Below are 19,310 nucleotides of genomic sequence, written 5' to 3' on the forward strand. Positions count from 1 at the left end.
AGGCTGACCCCGGACGGCCCGGGAACTGTTCTGGTGCAGCCGTTCACGCCGTCCGACCGGCTTCCGGGCTGGCCCGAGCAGACTCCGCAGATCCTGGGCGAGGCGGTCCGGGACACGCTGAGCGAGATGGGCGAGCGGCCGGACCCGGAGCTGGTCCAGGCGATCCAGGAGCAGCTGGACCCGCACCACCTGAACCAGCAGCCGGTCCTGGCCCTGCACGTGCCGTCGCTGGAGCACCCCGGACAGGAGATCCGGATCGAGGTCGGCCCGACCGCGGCCCGCGACGGTTTCACCGTGACCGGCGGCCGCTACCTGCAGGGCGAGCAGATCGCCACCGGCTCGGCCCCGGCCCTGCTGCTGGAGACCAGCCGGACCGTCGAGATCGACTTCGCCCGGAGCAAGGGCAAGGCCCCGGCCCGCGAGGCCGGTACCGCCGAGGCCGCGCCGGTGGAGGTCGAGCAGGTGCGGGTGGAACTCGACCCGCAGGAGGGCCGGCAGCGCACCGGGATCCTGGACTCCGACGCGCAGCGGATCACCGCCGACGTACCAGGCTCCGGCCCGGTGTACCTGCTGCGCAGCCCCGACCTTCCGGGCCTGGTGCTCGCCTCGGACCGTCCGGAACTGCTGCCGGCCAGCAACGACATCCCGCACGAGGTGGACGGCCCGCCGACCTTCTCGGTGAGCCAGATCGCCGACCCGGCCCTGGCCCGGGCCGCGCTCAGCCAGGTCGCCGACCTGATCGGCCCGGGTCCGGTCCGGCTGCACGACGACCGGGTGGCGGCGAGCAGCCTGCCGTTGCCCGAAGGCAGCCGCCAGCAGCGGATGCCGATGGCCGGCGACACGCACTGGCAGCCCGGCTGGAATGCCGAGATCGAGCGTCTGCAGGAGCTTTCGAAGCAGGGCGAGAGCACCGGCGGCGCGGTGCGCAGTTACGACGTCGGCTTCCGGGAGTACAGCGAACCGGCCTACCCGCGGACCGCCGTCACACCGGTCACCCGGGTGAACCTGCGGGCGCTGATCGAGGAGTCCGGGGCGCTGACTCCGCAGCAGACTCAGGCTCTGGTCGCGGCGGTCGACGCGGTGCGCCCGCTGCAGCAGCGCTTCGCCCCGGCCGTGGCCCGGCCCGGGTCGGCCGATCCGCGCGAGTATCTGCGTACTGTCCTGGACCTCTCCAGCGATCAGGGCGGTCCGGGGCGGGAGCAGATCCAGCAGCTCGTGGCCTCCGCACAGGTGCGCGGACAGCTCGACCGGGGTACCGACCGTCCGTCGATCCAGTTCCGGGCCACCGAGTTCGACGTCTCCCCGGACACCACCGTGATGCAGGTGGAGCAGGTGGTCCGGCTGGTGCCGGAGCGGGGTGAGGACGGCCGGCCGACGGTTTCCCCGGAAGAGCTGGAGATCCTGGCCCAGCGGGTGTACGAGGAGACGAACCGGATCTTCAACCACACCGGCCGGTTCGAGCTGGACGGTCGCTGGCGCTACCTGCGCAACCGCACCCAGGTGGTGATCGACACCGATACGCCGGCCGACCGGGTGGTCACGGTTCGGGCGGGCGACGGCACGGCCGACACCCCGGGCGACGGAACTCAGGTCTACACCGGCAGTTCCGCGGCGACGCTGGTCCGGGAGATCGGGGCGTACCCGTTCAACCTCTCCGACCGCTATCCGGCGGTGGGGGACGGCACGGCCACCTTCAGCCCGCTGCGGCAGCCCGCGCTGCGGACCATCGACCCGGGTGCGGGATCCGCGGCTTCGCGAGTGCGCTACCGCCTCCCGGTGACCCTGGACCAGTACGAGACCCGAAGCGTCACCACTTTGACCGGCCGGACCGGCGACGACGTGCGGCCCACCCAGCGTGACCTGACCCGGATCTACCGGACCGTCCAGACCCGGCGCCCGGCTTCCGCTCCGGCCTCCGGCGCTCAGCCGCGCAAACCCGTTCCGGTGGACCTGAACCCGGTGGCCGAACGGCTGCGCGAGCAGCTGGGCAGCGAACTGCGCAAGTTCGGCCACCAGATCCCGGAGACCGGCCGGCCCGCTCAGCTGATGAATGCGGTGACCGGTCCGCGTGGGCTCAGCAACCTGCCGGCCAACGGCGAGGCGGTGTCGGTCTGGCTGGGCCCGGACACCGAGATCGACCGCAGCCGGGGTACCGGCGGCATGCTGCTCGACTTCCGGCTGATCACCTCGCCGAGCGGCACTCCGATGGCGGTCGGGGTGAACATCGAACGACTGGCCGAGCGCACCGCGAGCAGCTCCGGGGTGCGCGCGCACACCGGTTTCGTGGTGCAGATTCCCGCCTGGAACACGCTGTTCGCGCACCTCGGGCTGGACGCCACCGGCCGTCCGTTGGTGGTCGAGACGCCCGCCGTGACGCCGGAGGTGAAGCCCGAGCCGGAGAAGGCCACCGTCGTGGCGCCCGAGGTCAAGATGGAGCGGGTCCCGGACTTCGAACGGGCACTGGACCGGCTGCTGGACGGCCTGGGCACGGCCGCGGTGGTGCGGGGTTACGCCGGCAACCGGACCGCGGAAACCACGGCCCAGCGCCAGGATCCGCTCAACCTCGCCGCTGATCCGCGGGTGCGCGAGCTGTTCTCGGCCCGGACCGCGCAGGAGCTGGCGGCCGGTCCGCAGGCCTCGCGTTCGCTGACCCTCTGGTACAACCGGGCCAAGGGTGTTCTGGACAGCCCGCCGGAGGAGATGTCGGCCGACCAGGTTCGGCTGGAGCTCACCTGGCAGGCGCCTCAGGGCCCGGGCGGCGGGCAGCTGACCGGAAGCTGGGAGCGGATTCAGCGGGTCGGGCTGGCCGCTCCGGGGGGCGACCGGTCGTTGTGGTCGCTCACGGAGAGCGTGCACCAGATCATGCAGCCGGTTCAGGCTGAGACCAGCACGAACACCGCCGCTACGAACACCGCCGCCACGGACGCGGACGGTGCGGTGACCACGGACACCGGCGACGCGGTGACGACGGACGCCGACGGCGCGGTGATCACGGGTACTGATGGCGCTGTCACCACCGGCACCGAAGGCGCCGTCACTACCGACGCCGACGGTGCAATTACCAGGGGTTCCGACGGCGTTGTTACCAGGGACGCTGGTGGTCCCGTTACTTCGGATGCCGAAGGTTCCGGGACCACTGAGACCGGGCGTGCCGCAACGGTGTACACCGGCCCGATCCCGGACAACCTGCGGGCGGTCGACGAAGCGCAGCCGGTTGACGAAGCGCAGCCGACGGACGACGCGCAACCGGTGGAGGGGGCCCTGGCCGACCCGCCGCGGGCCGATGTCTGGCGCTGGAGCGAGGCCGACGGCGCCGAGGCGGACAACCGTTCGCACGTGCTGCGCGGCCAGCTGGAACAGGCCGGGATCACGCTGCCGGACGGTGCCGTGCTGCGCTCGCTCCAGAACGAGGCGGACGGGTCCCAAACGGTTCTGGTCTCCGAGGTCCCGGCCCCGACCGCCCAGCGGATCGCCGCGGCACTGAACCTGACCGAGGTGCTGTACACCCCCGAGCGCGTGCTCGAGATCCCGTCGAACCCGAACGGCGTGGGCTACCAGCCGCGGACCGCCGACGGCAGCGGCGCCGCGCGCTGGCGGGTGCTCACCATCCAGGAAGACGGTGGCCCCAGCGACGTCTCGACCGGGCTGACCACGATCCCGACCCTGGCCTGGGAACAGGCCGTGTCCGGTCGTCAGCTGCCCGCGGTGGTCGAGCTCAGCTACCGGACGCAGCAGGTCGGCCGGATCCGCACGGCGCCGGTCTCCCAGATGCTCAGCGGTGACGGGATCGTCTTCTCCAGCCGTCCCCTCGGCCGGCCGGCCACGGTGCTGCCGATGGAGCAGATGGTGGTGCACACCGAACTTCTGGCCAACGCCGAGCTGGCCGAGGCCGCTGTCGCGCACGTCGTCGCCATGCTCCCGGACCTGGGCGGGGTGACGCTGCGGCTGACCGACGAGCGGGTGCTTGGGATGCTCACCGGGCGCCGCCTCACCGGAGCCAACACCCCGGCCGTGGACCAGGCCGTGCGGACCCTGCGCCGTCGGCCGACGATGATCTCGCACGGCTCGGACGTCACCCGCCCGGACGGCGTGCGCTCGTTCCGGAGCTGGGACGTCTACCAGAACAGCCGGCTGGACAGCACGTCCCAGTCTCGCGAGGACCGAGACTGGGCAACGGCTTTCGCCGCCACGCCGCTGCCCACGGTCGACGGCTTCCAGATCCGCGCCACGCCGAACGGTGCGGTGCTGACCGAGAACACCCCTGGGGAGAGCCGGACCACGCCCGACCTGCCGGCGACCGACACCTTCACGGCCGGACCGACCGTGGTGGTGCACAGCCGGGACCTGATCCGGGCGCTGCCGGCCCTGCTGCGGGTTCTGGACAGCCGGCCCGAGGGCAGCCTGCCCCAGCTGCGGGTGGTGCAGGTGGTGAAGAACAGCCGGGGTCATGGGCGTGTGGTGGCGGATGCCCTGGCCCAGCGGCTGGGCACGGATGTCACGACGGTCTCGGCCAAGGTCCGCAACAACACCCTGACCCTGCGCGACGACGTGCGCATCGCCACCGGTGGGATCTCCACAGCCTTGCCGGCGGATTCGGCGACCCTGCTGCAGGACGCCTGGAACCCGGCGCCCGACGTGCCGGCCGGTCTCGATCCGGCCCGGCAGACCGAGCGGACAGTGCTCGCGCAGGGCGACCGGACCGGCCGGGACCCGATTCCCGACCTCCGCGACGCCGGCGATCTGCCGCAGTGGCTGGTCGATCTCGCTCACCTGGCGGTGCGCCCGGCGGCCCAGCGGCCCGACCCGGCCCCGCAGGTCGAGCGTCTGCTGCGGGCCGAAGTGATCGATCAGCAGACGGCCGATCTGGTCACCGCGATGTTCGGGCCGGTACCGGGCTCGGGCGCAGCGGTGAACCGGGCGGTCGAACTGGGCGACCCGGTCGACGTGATGCGCCAGCTGGCCGGGCACCGGCGTGAGCCGGAGTCGCTGAGCAACCTGGCCGCCGAGTTCAGCACCGGCGACCTCGGCGGCTGGACTCTGCAGCAGCGGGTACGCAGCACCTTCGAGGGACACCCGGCCGCCTCGGCGGTGGAGTTCCTGCTCGGTGGGATGGACGATCTGGCCACCTCGATCTCGGTCGGCCAGTCCCGCTTCCTGTACGAGCGGATGGCCCGGACCGCCGTCTCCTTCGACCTGAACCCCACACCGGGGCAGCAGGAGTACCGGCTGATGCGGCACCAGACCGAGCTGGCGCGCTACGGCGTGGCCGCCCGGGTGGCCGAGCTGACCGGCGAGATGACCCTGGACAACCCCTGGGGCCCGGCCGGCCTGACCCGCCAGGAGACCACCCGGCACGCCGCGACCCTGGTCCGGGTGCACTTCGACGGCGGCGACCAGGACGTGGTGCTGGACCCGGTGCTGGGTGCCGGCCCGCTGCTGCTGAACGACTGGGCCCGGCTGGTGCTGGGCCGGGACCAGAGCCTGCCGACCTTCGTCGCCCGCGCCGACGTACCGGCCCGTCAGGTCCGCGAGAGCGCCCTGAGCGCGGTGAACGGAACCGGCCGGCGGCAGAACCTGTTGCTGCAGCGGCCGGTCTTCGCCCAGGACCGGGCCGCGGTCGGGCAGGGCTGGCCGGACCTGGCCCGGCTGAACCGGCAGACTCACCAGCACCCCGAGCGGCAGGTGGGGGCGATCGAGACCGGTGTCCGCTCGGCCTGGCAGTACGTGGTCGCGCACCAGCGCGCGATCGGTCCGGACGCGCAGATGATCGGCCACCTGAACCGGATGCTGGCCAACGCCCGGCTGCACGCCGGCCTGCTCGACGGAGACCGGCAGCGCTCGTTCCTGGTGCGGCAGTTCGCGACGGGCTACCAGCTGAACGCCTTCCGCGGGGACCGGATCGAGCCGATGGACGCGCTCGGCCGGGTGCACAACGCGATCCGGCACGGCCTGATCAGCGTGGAGCTGGACGTGCTGATCCCGGAGCGGCTGGTCCCGGCCGAACTGGGTGCCCTGGAGGTGCGTCCCTCGACCGGGAACCGGCTGTTCCCGCTGACCGTGGACAGCCCGGACGCAACGGTGCTGGCGTTCGTCGACCCCTCCGACCCGGCGGAGGCTGCTGAGATCCGGGCCACCGCTCAGGTGCTGCAGACTCCGCCGCAGTCCATCGGGGTGATGATCCCGGCCTCCGGTGGCCGGGCCTACTCCGCCGGGCGTCCGCTGCCGGTGGCCGAACTGGCCGCCGAGATCATGGCCCAGACTCCGCTCAACGGCCGGCAGGTGTTCATTCCCTCCGTGCTGCACCACACCTACCTGCAGAGCCTGGCCGACACGCTGCAGACACCGGTGCACGGCTTCGCAGCCCCGCAGTCCCCGCGTCGGCAGGAGGCGATGCTCGAGGCGTTCATCGAGACCGAGACCGGCGAGAGCGCGGCCTTCCTGTTCATCCCGGGCTTCGGCGGCAACCCGCGCCCGGTGATGAACCTGCCCGTGGTGGTGTTCTTCCCGGGCGGTGCAGACCCCACGATGACGATCCACGGGGACGGCGACGACCGGCGGATGGCCCCCGGTGAGCGCTGGGTGCACCGTGCTGGCCCGGCCTCGGTGGCGCTGTCGATGGACCTGCGGGTACGCCCGGTGGCCGATCGCCGCGCCGGGACCAGCGACCCCGACCTGGTGCCCTACCAGCACCGCGAGCCGTCGGCCCCGGGCTACCGGGACCGGCCGCCGAGGTACGAGCGCGCCGCCAACGACCGGCTGCTGGCCACGACGCGGGCACCTCAGCCGCCCACCGGCACGTCCACCAGCACGTCCACCGGCACGGACGGGAACTCGCCGTACGGCGAGGCACCGGACGACGTGCGGTTCCGTTCGCTGGTCCGCACCCCCGAGAACGTGACCGGCGCTGAGAACGTGACCGGCTCCGAGAATGTGACCGAGCCGGCCGTCCCGGCCCGGAGCTGGACGGCCCGGCCCACCGCGGCCGGTGTGGTCCTGGACCCGCCCGGTCACCGCAGCACGCTCACGCCGGTGCGGCCGGAGCCGGGCTGGCTGACCGTCGAGCCCGGTCTCGACACCGTCAACGGCACAGATCCGGCCGTGCAGGCCGAGATTCGCCGGCTGGCTGAGACCGGTCCGCAGCGGATCCTGCTGAACCTGCCCGGCGTGCCCTCGACCTTCGCGCTCCAGCTGGCCACCGAGTTCGGCGTCGAGGTGGCCTTCCAGCAGGAGTCCGGCCTGGTCCGGATGACCCCGGACGGCGACCCGGGCACGGTCCTGATCGAGTCGCTGGGCTCCGGGCACCGCCCGTCCGGCTGGTCCGCCCCGACCCGGGAGCAGCTGGGCAACGCCGTCCAGGACACCCTGACCGAGCTGGGGGAGAGCCCGGATCCGGCCCTGGATAAGGCTGTTCAGGAGAGCCTGAGCGAAACGGCGCTCGACCAGCAGGCCCTCACCACGATCGAGGTGACCTCACGCGCGCACCCGGGCGAGCAGATCACCGTCGAGATCAGCCCGAACGCCTCGCGGGACGGCTTCACCGTGACCGGTTCCCGGCCGACGGCCGAGCGGGACAGCGCCGCAACGGTTTCCGTCCGGCGCGAGGTCGAGGTGGCTACCGACGGTGCACTGGCCACCTCGGGCAAGTCCGCCGCCCGGCCGTCGAACCCGACCGACAGCGAGCGGGTCCGGCTGACCGAGGACTCGGGCTACGTGCACCTGCTGCGCAACCCGGAATTCCCGGGCCTGGTGGTCGCTTCCGACAGCCCGGAGTGGACCACCGGCAACGGGAGCATCCCGCACGACAGCGATGGTCCGGTCACCTTCTCGGTCAGCCGGATCGCCGACCCGGCGCTGGCCCAGGCCGCGATCGACCGGGCCGGCGACTTCGTCGGCGAGGGCCCGGTACGGGTGCACGACGACCGGGAGGCTGCGCGCTCGCTGCCGTTGCCCGAGGGCAGCCGGCAACTGCGGGTGCCGATGGCCGACGACACCCGGTGGGAGCCGCAGTGGGACAAGCGGATCAGCGATCTGCGGGAGCAGAGCGAGACCAGCACCGGTGGCGCGGTGCGGCGTTACGAGGTGAGCTTCAGCGAGCAGCCGGAGCCCGCCTACCGGCGGATGGACGCCCAGGAAATCGACACGGGCGGGCTGCGTGAGCTTTTGGACGCTTCTGGCCCGCTGACGCCGGAACAGTCACAGCTGCTTTCGGTTGCGGTGGAGGCGGTCCGGCCGTTGCAGCGCCGGTTCGCCTTCGACGCGGTGCCGCTCTCGGCCGATCCGCGCGACCATCTGCGGGCGGTGCTGGACGCCTCGGCCGCCCAGGGCGGTCCGGGCCGCGACCAGATCGAGCAGTTGGTGCACTCGGCGCCGGTCCGGGAACAGCTGAACCCGAATTTCCGCAACCCGCTGACCCAGTTCCGGGCCACCGAGTTCGACGTGGCCCCGGACGTCACGGTGATGGAGGTCGAGCAGACCGTCCGGCTGGTGCCGGAACTCGATCACCGGGGCCGTCCGATGGTCTCGCCGGCCGAGCTGGAGGCCACGGCGACCAGAGCCCAGGACGAGTCGCGGCGGCTGTTCAACCAGACCGGGCGTTTCGAGCTGGACGGCCGGGACCGCTACCTGCGCAGCCGGATCCAGGTCACCGCCGACCCCTCGGTCGTGGCCGATCGGGTGGTCACGGTCAGGGCCGGCCGCCCGCCGGAGGCCGAACTGGCCACCCCGGCGACCCGGGAGAACGAGAAGCAGGTCTACGTGGAGAGTTCCGGCCTGGCGCTGGCCCACGAGATCGGTGCCCACCCGTTCAACCTGAGCGACCGCTACCCGGTGCGGCCGGACGCCACCGCCGAGCGGCCGTTGCGCCGCGCCGGGCTGAAGACGGTGGACCCGGGTGAGGGCCCGGCCGACGGCCGGGTGCGCTACCGCGTGCCGGTGACCCTGGACGCGTCCGACAACAGCAGCGTCACGCCGGTGATGAACGCGCTGGGCTGGGACGCCCGGCCGACCCAGCGCGACCTGACCCGGATCTACCGCACCGCCCAGGCTGCCCACCGCCCGAAGATCACGCCGCGCCCGAACGCGGTGAGCACTGCCGACGCGCTCCTCACGGCCGATCTGACCGCCGTCGCCGACCAGGTGCGCGACGAACTGGCCCGGCGGGTACAGGATCTCGGCCACCGGATGCCGACGGCCGGTACCTCAGTGCAGGTTCTGAACTCGGTGATCTCGCCGCGCGGACTGACCGGGCTGCCCACCAACGGCGATCCGGTGCTCCTCTGGCTGAACCCGGACACCGCCCTGGACCACGGCGGCCGTCCGGCTGGTGGTCTTCTGGCCGATGTCCGGCTGGTCACCCAGCCGGACGGGCGCCCGGCGGCGGTCGCGGTGAACCTGGCCCGGGTGGTTCCGGAGCTTGGTCAGCCGGCATCCCAGGCCACCGGCTTCGCCGTCCAGATTCCCAGCCACAAGGCGATCTTCACGGAACTGCGACTCGACGCCAACGGACGTCCTCTGGTCCCCGAGAACGCCCCGGCCCCGGCTCCAACCTCGGAGACAACCACGGCCCCGACCTCAGAGGCGGCCACCCCGGCACCCGCGGTCGCCATGGAGCGGCGGCCGGACTACGACGCCGCCCTCGAGCGGCTGCTGGCCGCGCTGGCGACCAGCGCCGTGGTGCACGGTTATGCGGGCCGCCCGACCGCCGAGGCGGATCAGCAGCGCAACGATCCGCTGAACCTGTCCGCGGATTCGCAGGTCCGGGAGCTGTTCTCGGCCCGGACTGCTCAGGAGCTGGCTGCCGGAGGACCGGCCGTTCGCTCGATCACGCTTTGGTACTCGCGCGGCACCGGTGTGCTGAGCCTCGCGGCGAACGCCCGGCCCGACCGCGAGAAGGTGAGCGTGGCCGACCGGATCGAGCTGGAGCTGACCTGGCGCCCCACCGATCCTCGACTGCGCGGCCCGGGCCATCAGGCCGGCACGCTGAAGGCGGTCTGGCGCCAGCTGGAGCGCTTCGGCGGGGTTCAGGCGACCATTCCGGCCGGCGGGAAGGAACTGGGGACTTCGAGCCAGGCCGTGCACGGCGTGTTGCGACCGGTGACCGACCCGGCTGCTGCCCAGCCGGACCAGACAGCCCCGGCCGAACAGCCGGCCCCCCAGGCTGAGACCCGGACCGAGACCGCGCGGCGCACCGACGTGCACCCGGCGGAGCGCTGGACCTGGTCGGAGACCGGCCCGGTGGCCGACGTGCAGTCGCAGATGCTGCGCCGCGACGTGGAAGCAGCCGGGATCCAGTTGCCGGAGCACTCGGTGCTGCGCGGGCTGACCGGTCCGGGCGTGGGCGCGGGGATCCTGCTGTCCGGGGTTTCGGCCGAGACCGCCCGGCGGGCGGCTGAGGCGTTGCACCTGTTCCAGGTGGTCTACACGCCGGAGCCGGTGGTCGAGGTGCCGCTCGGCCGGGGTCTCACCGGCTACCAGGTCCGCCCGGCCGGATACCGCCGGCCGGTGTCCTGGCGGGTGCTGAACTTCGAGCGGGGCGCCGTCGACCCGAGCGACTCCGCGACCGGGCTGAGCACGATGCCGACCCTGGCCTGGGAAATGCAGCTGGCCCAGAACCCGGTCGACACAACCCATTCCATCCAGGTCCCGCTGCCGACGAACCCGCGCACGCAGCACTCCTCCCGGTTCATCTGGACGAACATGGCGGTGACGACCGGCAGCGACGGGCTGACCTTCTCCCACCGCCCGATCGACGTTCCCCCGAGCGTTGCGCCGAGCGACGCAATGGTCGTGCACACCGAGGGCCTGAACCACACGGGTGAGGCCGAGGCGGCCGCGGCCTACGCCCGGCGCCTGGTTCCGGGGCACATCCGGCTGCGCTACACCGACCCGCGGCTGGAGACCGCGCTCACCACGATCCGCGAGGACGGCTGGAACACCCGGCAGAACGAGCAGACGTTCCGGGCCATGCGCTCCGCCCGGGTCGACCTGGCCCTGGACACCCCGCGCCCCGGCCCGGACGGGCAGATGTCGGTGCGGCGCTGGGGCACCTTCCAGAACGGCTGGCGCCAGAACACGACCACGACAGCGGCCGATCAGAACTGGGCCCAGAACTTCGCCTCCGCGCCGATGCCGGACGTGCGGGACACCGGCTTCGTGATCTGGCCGACCAAGTACGGTGCGGTGCTGGTCGAGAGCACCGGCGGCCGGGTGATGCCGGCGCCTCGGGTGGCGCTGCCCACGTACGCCGCGACCGGCCCGACCGTCGTGGTGGTCAGCAAGGACCTGACCACGCCGGTGGTGCCGCTGATCCGGCTGCTGGACAGCCGGCCCGAGGGCAGCCTGCCGGGCCTGAACCTGATCGTCACCGCCGGTGGCAGCAGCCGCCGGGTCCAGGTGGCCGAGGCGCTCGCCCACCGGCTGCGTTCCCAGGTGATCGTCTTCTCGGCGAAGCTCAAGAAGGACGAGCTGAAGCTGGCCCGCGAGCCGCACACCGCCAACAACACGGTCTCGCGTTTCCTGGAGCTCGCCGATGTGGGTGCGGTGCTGCAGAACGCCTGGCGGCCGGGGCCGAACCTGCGGGTCAGCGACCGGACCGGGGCACGGGCCGATCAGGCCGCTCTGGCCCGGGGCGGGCCGGCCGCCGCCGACTCGTTGCCGGACCTGACCAGCCCGGCCGACCGCGACGAGTGGCTTCTCGACCTGGCCCGGCTGGCGATCCGGCCCTCGGCGGCCGGCCGGATGCCCCAACCGCAGATCGAGCAGTTGCGCCGCAGCGGGCTGATCGACCAGGACACGGCCGACGTGGCCGGGGCCCTGTTCCAGCGCCGGCCCGGCACCGCGGCCGAGCTCGCCGGGGCCCTCGGACGAGGCGAGCACGCCGAGATCATCCGCGTGCTGGTGGATCAGCAGAGGTCACCGCAGGCTCTGGGCGCCCTGGCGGACAGCTTCGCCGAGATCGGCGGCGACCCGCTCGAGCAGAGTCTGCGCCGCGTCTTCGCCGGTCACCCGGCCGAGGCCACGGTGGAGTTCCTGCTCGGCGGGGGCGAGCACCTGCGGACCTCGATCTCGGTGGCCCAGGCCCGGGAGCTGTACGCCGAGATGGCCGAGGTGGCTACCGCGGGCGACCTGACCGCCAACAACGACCTGATCGAGCAGCGGGTCCTGGCCCAGCACAGCGTGCTGGCCCGGCACGGGGTGACCGGCCGGGTCACCGACCTGTTCGGCGACCTCAGCATCGCCAACCCCGCGGCGGTCAACGGTCAGTTCCACCAGCGCTCGCCCCGGCACGCCGCCACCGCGGTCACGGTGAACTTCGAGTCCGGGCCGCAGGACGTGGTTCTGGACCCGATGCTGTGGGCCGGGCCGTTGCTGACCTCCGACTGGGCCCGGCTGCTGCTGGGCCAGGACCAGGCGATCAGCACCTGGGCGCCCCGCCCGGACGCTTCCGCCGCGCACGTGCGGGCCAGCGCGATCAGCGCCCTGACCAGCGCCACCCGGCCGCAGCAGTTCCTGCTTCAGCGGCCGGTCTTCGCGGACGGCCCGGACGCGGTCCGGCAGGGCTGGCCGGACCTGGGGGCGTTCGCCCAGCAGAGGCTGAGTCACCCCGCCAACGCACGGGCCGAGCAGCAGCACTACGGCCGGGCGCTGTGGCGGCAGTTGCTGGCCCAGCAGCGCGTGGTCGGCACCGATCTGGAGATGCTCGGCCACCTGGTGCGCACGATCGCCGACAGCCCGGGTCGGCGCGGGCTGCTCAGCGAGGGCCGCAACTACGACCGTCTGCACGCGCTGGTGCAGGACACGAACACCCTGAACACCTTCCGCGACGGGCAGTTGGACTACCTGGTCGCGGCCCGCTTCCTGGAGTCGGCGGCCGAGTACGGTGACGGCTTCGACTCCTCGATGGTCCGGATGCCGGAACTGACCGTCCCGGCCGATCTGGGCCCGCTGGAAGTACGCGGCCTGAGTGCACCCCGCCTGGAGCCCGAACTGGTTCAGAGCCCGCGCGGTTCCGTCGTGGTGTTCACCGATCCGGCCACGCCGCAGATCGCGGCCGAGGACCGCAGCACCGCAGCGAGCCTGCGGACTCCGCACAACTCGACCGGCATCCTGCTCCCGTCCTCGAACGGGCAGGCCTACAACGGCACCGAGCGAATCGACCCCGAGGACCTGGCTGACCTGATTCTGGCGCTCGAGCCGCCGCGGGCGCCCGGACAGCCTGCCCCCAGCCTGTTCCTGCCGGCCGCCCTGGAGCACGGCTTCCTGCAGAAGCTGGCTACCGATACCGGCCGCCAGGTGCAGGGCTACGCGGTGCCGACGGCCGGGACCGGGTTCCGGATGCCGGTCGAGGCCTTCGTCGAGCCGAACACCGGCCACAGCGCGGCGTTCCTGTTCACCCCGACGGCGGGCGGGAACCAGCGGCCGGTGCTGCTGCTGCCGCTGATGACCTTCTTCCCGGACGCTCAGGTGCCGACCACGAACTTCGAGGGTGCCGCCGAGCAGACGACGCCGGCCGGGGAACGCTGGGTCCACCGCTCCGGCCCGGCCGCCACCGCCCTCCAGCTGAGCCAGCGGGCTGCGCCGCTGGGCGCCGACGGGACCATCCGGACCGACCCGAACCTGGTGCCCTACGAGCACCGGGAGGTGCTGGCCCCGTCCTACACCGAGCAGCCGCCGACGTACGCGGAAATCGGCTCGGACCAGGTGCTCACGTCGTTCGGCGAGACTCCGGCCGAGCAGCCGGAACGGGAGGCCGAGGACGACGCGACGTCGCTGTACGCCGAGACTCCGGACGTGGTCCGGAACGTGGAGTCCGCTGCGCCGCAGGCTGTTCCTGCGACCGGGGCCGGCTGGACGTTCCGGCCGACCGCGGCGGGCGTGGTGCTGCAGCGCTCCGGTCAGGCGGACCAGGCTCGGGCGCTCTTGCCGGAACCGGGCTGGCTGACCGTCGAGCCGGGATCCGACGCGGTCACCGGCATCGACCCGAGCGTGCGCAACGACCTGCGACGCATGCTGGCCGACCGGGCCGAGCTCCCGGACCGGGTGCTGCTGCGGATTCCTGATCTGCCGTCGACCTTCGTCCACCAGCTGGTCACCGATCTCGGCATCGAGGTCGCCTACCTGCACGGCGAGTCCGCCGAGCTGGTCCGGATGACCCCGCAGGGCCGGGACACGGTCCGGATGGAGTCGCTGGGCACCGGTCACCGCCCCTCCGGCTGGCCGGACGAGACCCGGGACCGGGTCTTCCACGCGGTGCGTGACGCCCTGGTGGACCTGGGGGAGCGGCCCGACCCGCATCGGGACCAGGCGCTCCGACAGCAGCTGAACTCACGCGCTCTGGACCAGCAGCCGGTGCTCAGCCTGGAGGTCGGCCCGGCGAACCGGCCGATCCATGTCGAGATCACCCCGACCATCTCGCGGGACGGCTTCACCGTCGCCGCCCGTCGTCCGGCCGAGAGCCCGGACCCGGCAGCGGTTCAGGAAGTCCGGCGCACGGTCGAACTCGGGGCCGATATCAGCGGAACGCCGGTCACCACCGGCAAGGCGCCGGCCCGGGCCGCCGCCGCACCGGAGACCGAACTGGTGCGCCTGAACCCGGCCCGGCAGGGCAACGCCGACGTGCCCGGGCGGGACTCGTTCTACCTGCTGCGCAGCGATGATCAGCCCGGCCTGGTGGTGGCCTCGGACGGCCCGGAACTGCTGCCGCGCAGCACCCGGATCCCGCACGACGCCGACGGCCCGGTCACCTTCTCGGTGAGCCAGATCGCCGACCCGGTGCTGGCCCAGGCAGCGATCGACCGTGCGGCCGAGCTGCTCGGTGACGGGCCGATCCTGGTGCACCAGGACTGGAACCGGCCCAGCGAGCTGGCCGCGGACAGTCGGGGGCTGCGCCTGCCGATGGCCGACGACCGGCACTGGCAGCCGGAGTGGGACACCCGGATCGCCGAGCTGCGGCAGCAGACTCCGGCCACCTCCGGCGGGGCCGTGCGGCGGTACGACGTCGGCTTCCAGACCGACCTGGAACCGGTCTACCGGCGGATGGATCCGGCTCGGATCGATACGTCCGGGCTGCAGGAGCTTTTGGACGCTTCGGGCCGCCTGACGCCGGAGCAGTCGCGACTGCTTTCGGTTGCGGTGGAAGCAGTCCGGCCGGTTCAGCGCCGGTTCGCCTTCGATGCGGTCCCGCCTTCGGCCGACCCGCGTGAGCACCTGCGGGCAGTGCTGGACGCCTCGGCGCAACAGGGCGGCCCGGGCCGCGACCAGATCGAGCAGCTGGTGAACTCGGCGGCTCTGCGCGAGCAGCTCAGCCCGTACTTCCGGCGGGCGCAGATCCAGTTCCGGGCGGCCGAGTTCGACGTCACCCCGGACGTCACCGTGATGGAGGTCGAGCAGACCGTCCGGCTGGTGCCGGAACTCGACGAGCAGGGCCGGCCGACCGTGTCGCAGGCCGAGCTGGAGGCCGCCGCGGCCAAGGCGCAGGCCGAGTCGCGGCGGATCTTCAACCAGACCGGGCGTTTCGAGCTGGACGGGCGCTGGCGCTACCTGCGCAGCCAGATCCGGGTGACCGCGGACCCCTCGGTGGCGGCCGACCGGGAGGTCACCCTGAAGCAGGGCGACCCGCCGGCCCCGGCCCAGGCCACGCCGGCCACCCGGGAGAATGAGAAGCAGGTCTACGTCGGCAGTTCCGGGCTGACCCTGGCGCACGAGATCGGTGCGCACCCGTTCAACCAGAGCGACCGGTACCCGGTGCGTTCCGACGACAAGGCGGAGCGCCCGCTGCGTCGCGCTGTGCTGAAGACGGTGGACCCGGGCGAGAGCCCGGCCGCTGAGCGGATCCGCTACCGGCTGCCGGTGACCCTCGACCAGTTCGAGAGCCCTCAGGTCACCTCCGTGATGGGTGCGCTGGGCGCCGACGTCCGGCCCACCCAGCGGGACCTGACCCGGATCTACCGCACCGCGCAGGCCGCCCACCAGCAGGTCAGCCGCGACCCGAAGCTGACGCGGGACACCGCCCGGGCGCTGGCCGCCACCGACCTGACCGCCGTGGCCGACCAGGTCCGGGACCAGCTGGCCGCCGAACTGCACCGGCTCGGGCACCAGATGCCGGAAGGTGATGCCTCGGCGCGGTTCCTGAACGCGGTGATCGCCCCGCAGGCTCTGGCCGGTCTCCCGGTGAACGGCGACCGGGTGCCGGTCTGGCTGAACGCCGCCCCGCTGAGCACCACCCCTGCGACCGGTCGCGGCCGGTCGGTCGGCGGTGTGCGGGTCGACGTCCGGCTGATCACCTCGCCGAATGGCCGGCCGACGGCGATCGCAGTCGAGCTGGACCGCGTGGTGCCCGGCCGGCGGACCGGGAACCACCAGCCCGAGACCGGTTTCGCCGTCCAGGTACCGGTGCTGAACGCGATCTTCACCGATCTGCGCCTCGACGCCCGCGGACGTCCTCTGGTCGACCCCACGCCCGCTCCGGAACCGGACCCTGAGAGCGCCACGACCGAGACGGCCGAGGTGTCCGAGACGTCCGAGGTGACTGAGACGGCTGAGAAGCCGGATGAACCGGCCCCGAAGCCCGACGTCGAAATGGTGCGGGAGAAGGACTTCGACGGCGCGATCGGACGTCTGCGCGCCCGCCTGGGCACCCAGGCGGTGTTCCGGGGTTACGCCGGCGCCGCCACCGCTGCGGCCGATCGGCAGAACAACGACCCGCAGAACCTGTCCACGAACGCTCAGGTCCGGGAACTGTTCTCGACGCAGACCGCGCAGGAACTGATGTCGGGCACGAACAACCAGCGCTCGGTGACGCTCTGGTACGCCCGCGGTACCGGGGTACTGGATCTCGCCCCCAACGTCCGGCCGGGCCGGAAGGTCGCGGCCGACCTGGTACGCCTGGACCTGGTCTGGGAAGCTCCGAAGGTCCCCCGGGCGCCGGGCCGGCTGATCGGTAGCTGGCACCGCCTTCAGCGGGTCAACGGCGTTCCGGAACGCACGGCGCCCGGCGGCCGGCAACTGTGGAAGTCGTTCGAGCTGGTCCACGACGTGTTCCGCCCGGTGAACCCGCCGGCCGTGGCCGAGAGCGTCCCGGCGACCGAGGGGCCGGTCACCCCGGAGGCCGAAACCACGCAGGTGACCGGGAACCCGACGGACACCCAGGGCACCGAGGCTCCCGAACGTCCTCAAGTACTGCCGCCCGTGGCCACCACCGCGGCTGCGGTGCGAAACCCGATCCGGCCGGAGATCTGGCAGTGGTCGGACGACCGCGCGATGACCACGGAGCTGGCGAAGTTCGTCCGGCAGCAGTTGCAGACCGCCGGGATCGACCTGCCCGCCGGTTCGGTGGTGCGTGGGCTGTCAGGCCGCAACGAAAGCGTGGGCATGCTGGTCACCGAGGTCTCCGGGCCGCGGGCCCAGCAGATCGCCCGGGCCCTGAACCTGGACGAGGTGGTGTACACGCCCGAGCCGGTGGTCCCGGTGCACCTGGCCAAGGGAGAGATCGGCTACCAGGTACGGCCCGAGGGCGGGCGGCGTAACGCTGAATGGCGGGTGGTCCGGCCGGAGGGAGACCTCGAACGCGCCGACACCGCAACCGGTCTGACCACGATGCCGACGCTGGCCTGGGAATGGCAGATGGCCCGGCACCCGCAGCCGACCCAGGTCGAGGTCGATGTGTTCGCCTTCCCGAACAACCCCCACGACCACCAGACCCGCAAGGTTCGGCTGCACCAGCGGTTCAGCGGCGACGGCCTGACCTACTCCCTGGGCGGGAGCACCGCACGGGGACCGGTGCTGCCGACCGAGGCGATGGTGGTGCACACCGAGGACCTGCCGGACCAGCATCTGGCCGAGGCCGCCGCGGTGCACGCCCGCCTGCTGCTGCCGCCCACGGTGCCGGCCCGCTTCACCGACCCTCGGCTGCAGGACCTGTTCGCCCGGCTCCGGGCGGACGACTGGCACGCCCCCTCGGTGGTGCGCGGTGCCGCCAAGATCCGCCCGAACGTGAACCTGCTCAGCCGGTACAAGACCTACGAGAACCGGGACGGGTTGATGGCCGCCCGGATCTGGGACACCTACCGCCAGGGCCGGCGCACCGAGGCCGCTCTGAGCCGGGAGTTCGAGGGCTGGCGCAACGAGTTCGCCGCCGTGCCGTTCCCGTCCCAGCCGGGGCTGGCGATCGTGGCCAGCCCGTACGGCGCCCTGATGGCGGAGAGCCGCGGCGGCGTGATGCCGCAGATCAACCCGGTGCGGCTGCCCCGCAACACCGAACTGGGCCCGACCATCGTGGTTCTCAGCCAGAACCTGACCGTTCCGGGGCCGGCGCTGCTGGGCCTCCTGGACAGCCGGCCGCAGGGCAGTGTGCCGACCCTGACCCTGGTCCACACCGCCGAGCTGAGCCTGGCCGAGGTGGAGAGCCTGAGGCAGGCTCTCTCGCTGCGGGTCCGCGGGCCGGTCCAGCTGATCTCGGCGACGCTGGAGGGGCGGGACCTGACGCTGAACCCGCCCTACCCCCCGGCCCAGAACAAGGAGCCGGTGCACCTGCGGTTCGACGATCCGGGCCCGGTGCTGGAAGGCGGCTGGACCCGCGAGCCGTTCCAGCGGGTGGGGCTGAACCCCGCGGACAACCCGGTGCGCAACGCCCTGGCCCGGGGCGAAGGAACCGGGCTGGACCCGGCTCCGGTGCTGAGCAGCGCGGCCGGCCGGTCGCGCTGGATGCTTGAGCTGGCCCAGCTGTCGGTGCGTAACTCACCGGAGTTGATGGACCCGGCTCCGCTGATCGACCGGTACCAGGCCGAGGGGCTGATCGACCAGGACACCGCCGATCTGGCCAAGGCCATGTTCGGCGGGGGAGCGGGCACCGCCTCGGCGATCGAGTCGGCGGTCGCCCGGGGCGACCGGACCACCGTGATCAAGCTGCTGGCCGGAGTGGAACGCTCACCGGCGTTGCTGGGCGGCCTGGCCAACCGGTACAGCAACGGCGATTTCGGTGGCTGGTCGTTCAACGGGCGGGTGCGCAGCCTGTTCGAGGGGCACCCGGCCGCCGACGCGGTCGACTTCCTGCTCGGTGGGATGCAGAACCTGGCCCCGACGGTCACCGTCGCCCAGGCCCGGGAGCTCTACACCGAACTGTCCGCCCTGCCGGTGTCGCCGGACCTGCTGTCGCTGGAGAACTCGGCGGACGCCGGGCTGCTGGATCACCGGATCCTGCGCCAGCAGTACCAGCTCGCCCAGCGCGGGGTGTCCAGCCAGGTGGCCGAGTTGCTCGGCGAGATGACGGTGGACAACCCCTGGGGGCCGACCGGCACCACCCGCCAGACCTCCGG

1 protein-coding gene (only partly in view) is annotated in these 19,310 nt (G+C 72.6%); it reads left to right on the top strand.

Every position in this 19,310-nt window falls within one protein-coding gene, locus tag LR394_RS05330, for a WXG100-like domain-containing protein (protein ID WP_231439234.1), read on the top strand. The gene is 71,967 nt long; 43,503 of those nucleotides lie to the left of the window and 9,154 to its right, leaving coding positions 43,504-62,813 in view — codons 14,502 (complete) to 20,938 (partial); the first complete codon in view begins at position 1. The start codon and the stop codon both lie outside this window.

The organism is Kineosporia babensis, from assembly GCF_021129305.1.
Lineage (GTDB): Bacteria > Actinomycetota > Actinomycetes > Actinomycetales > Kineosporiaceae > Kineosporia > Kineosporia babensis.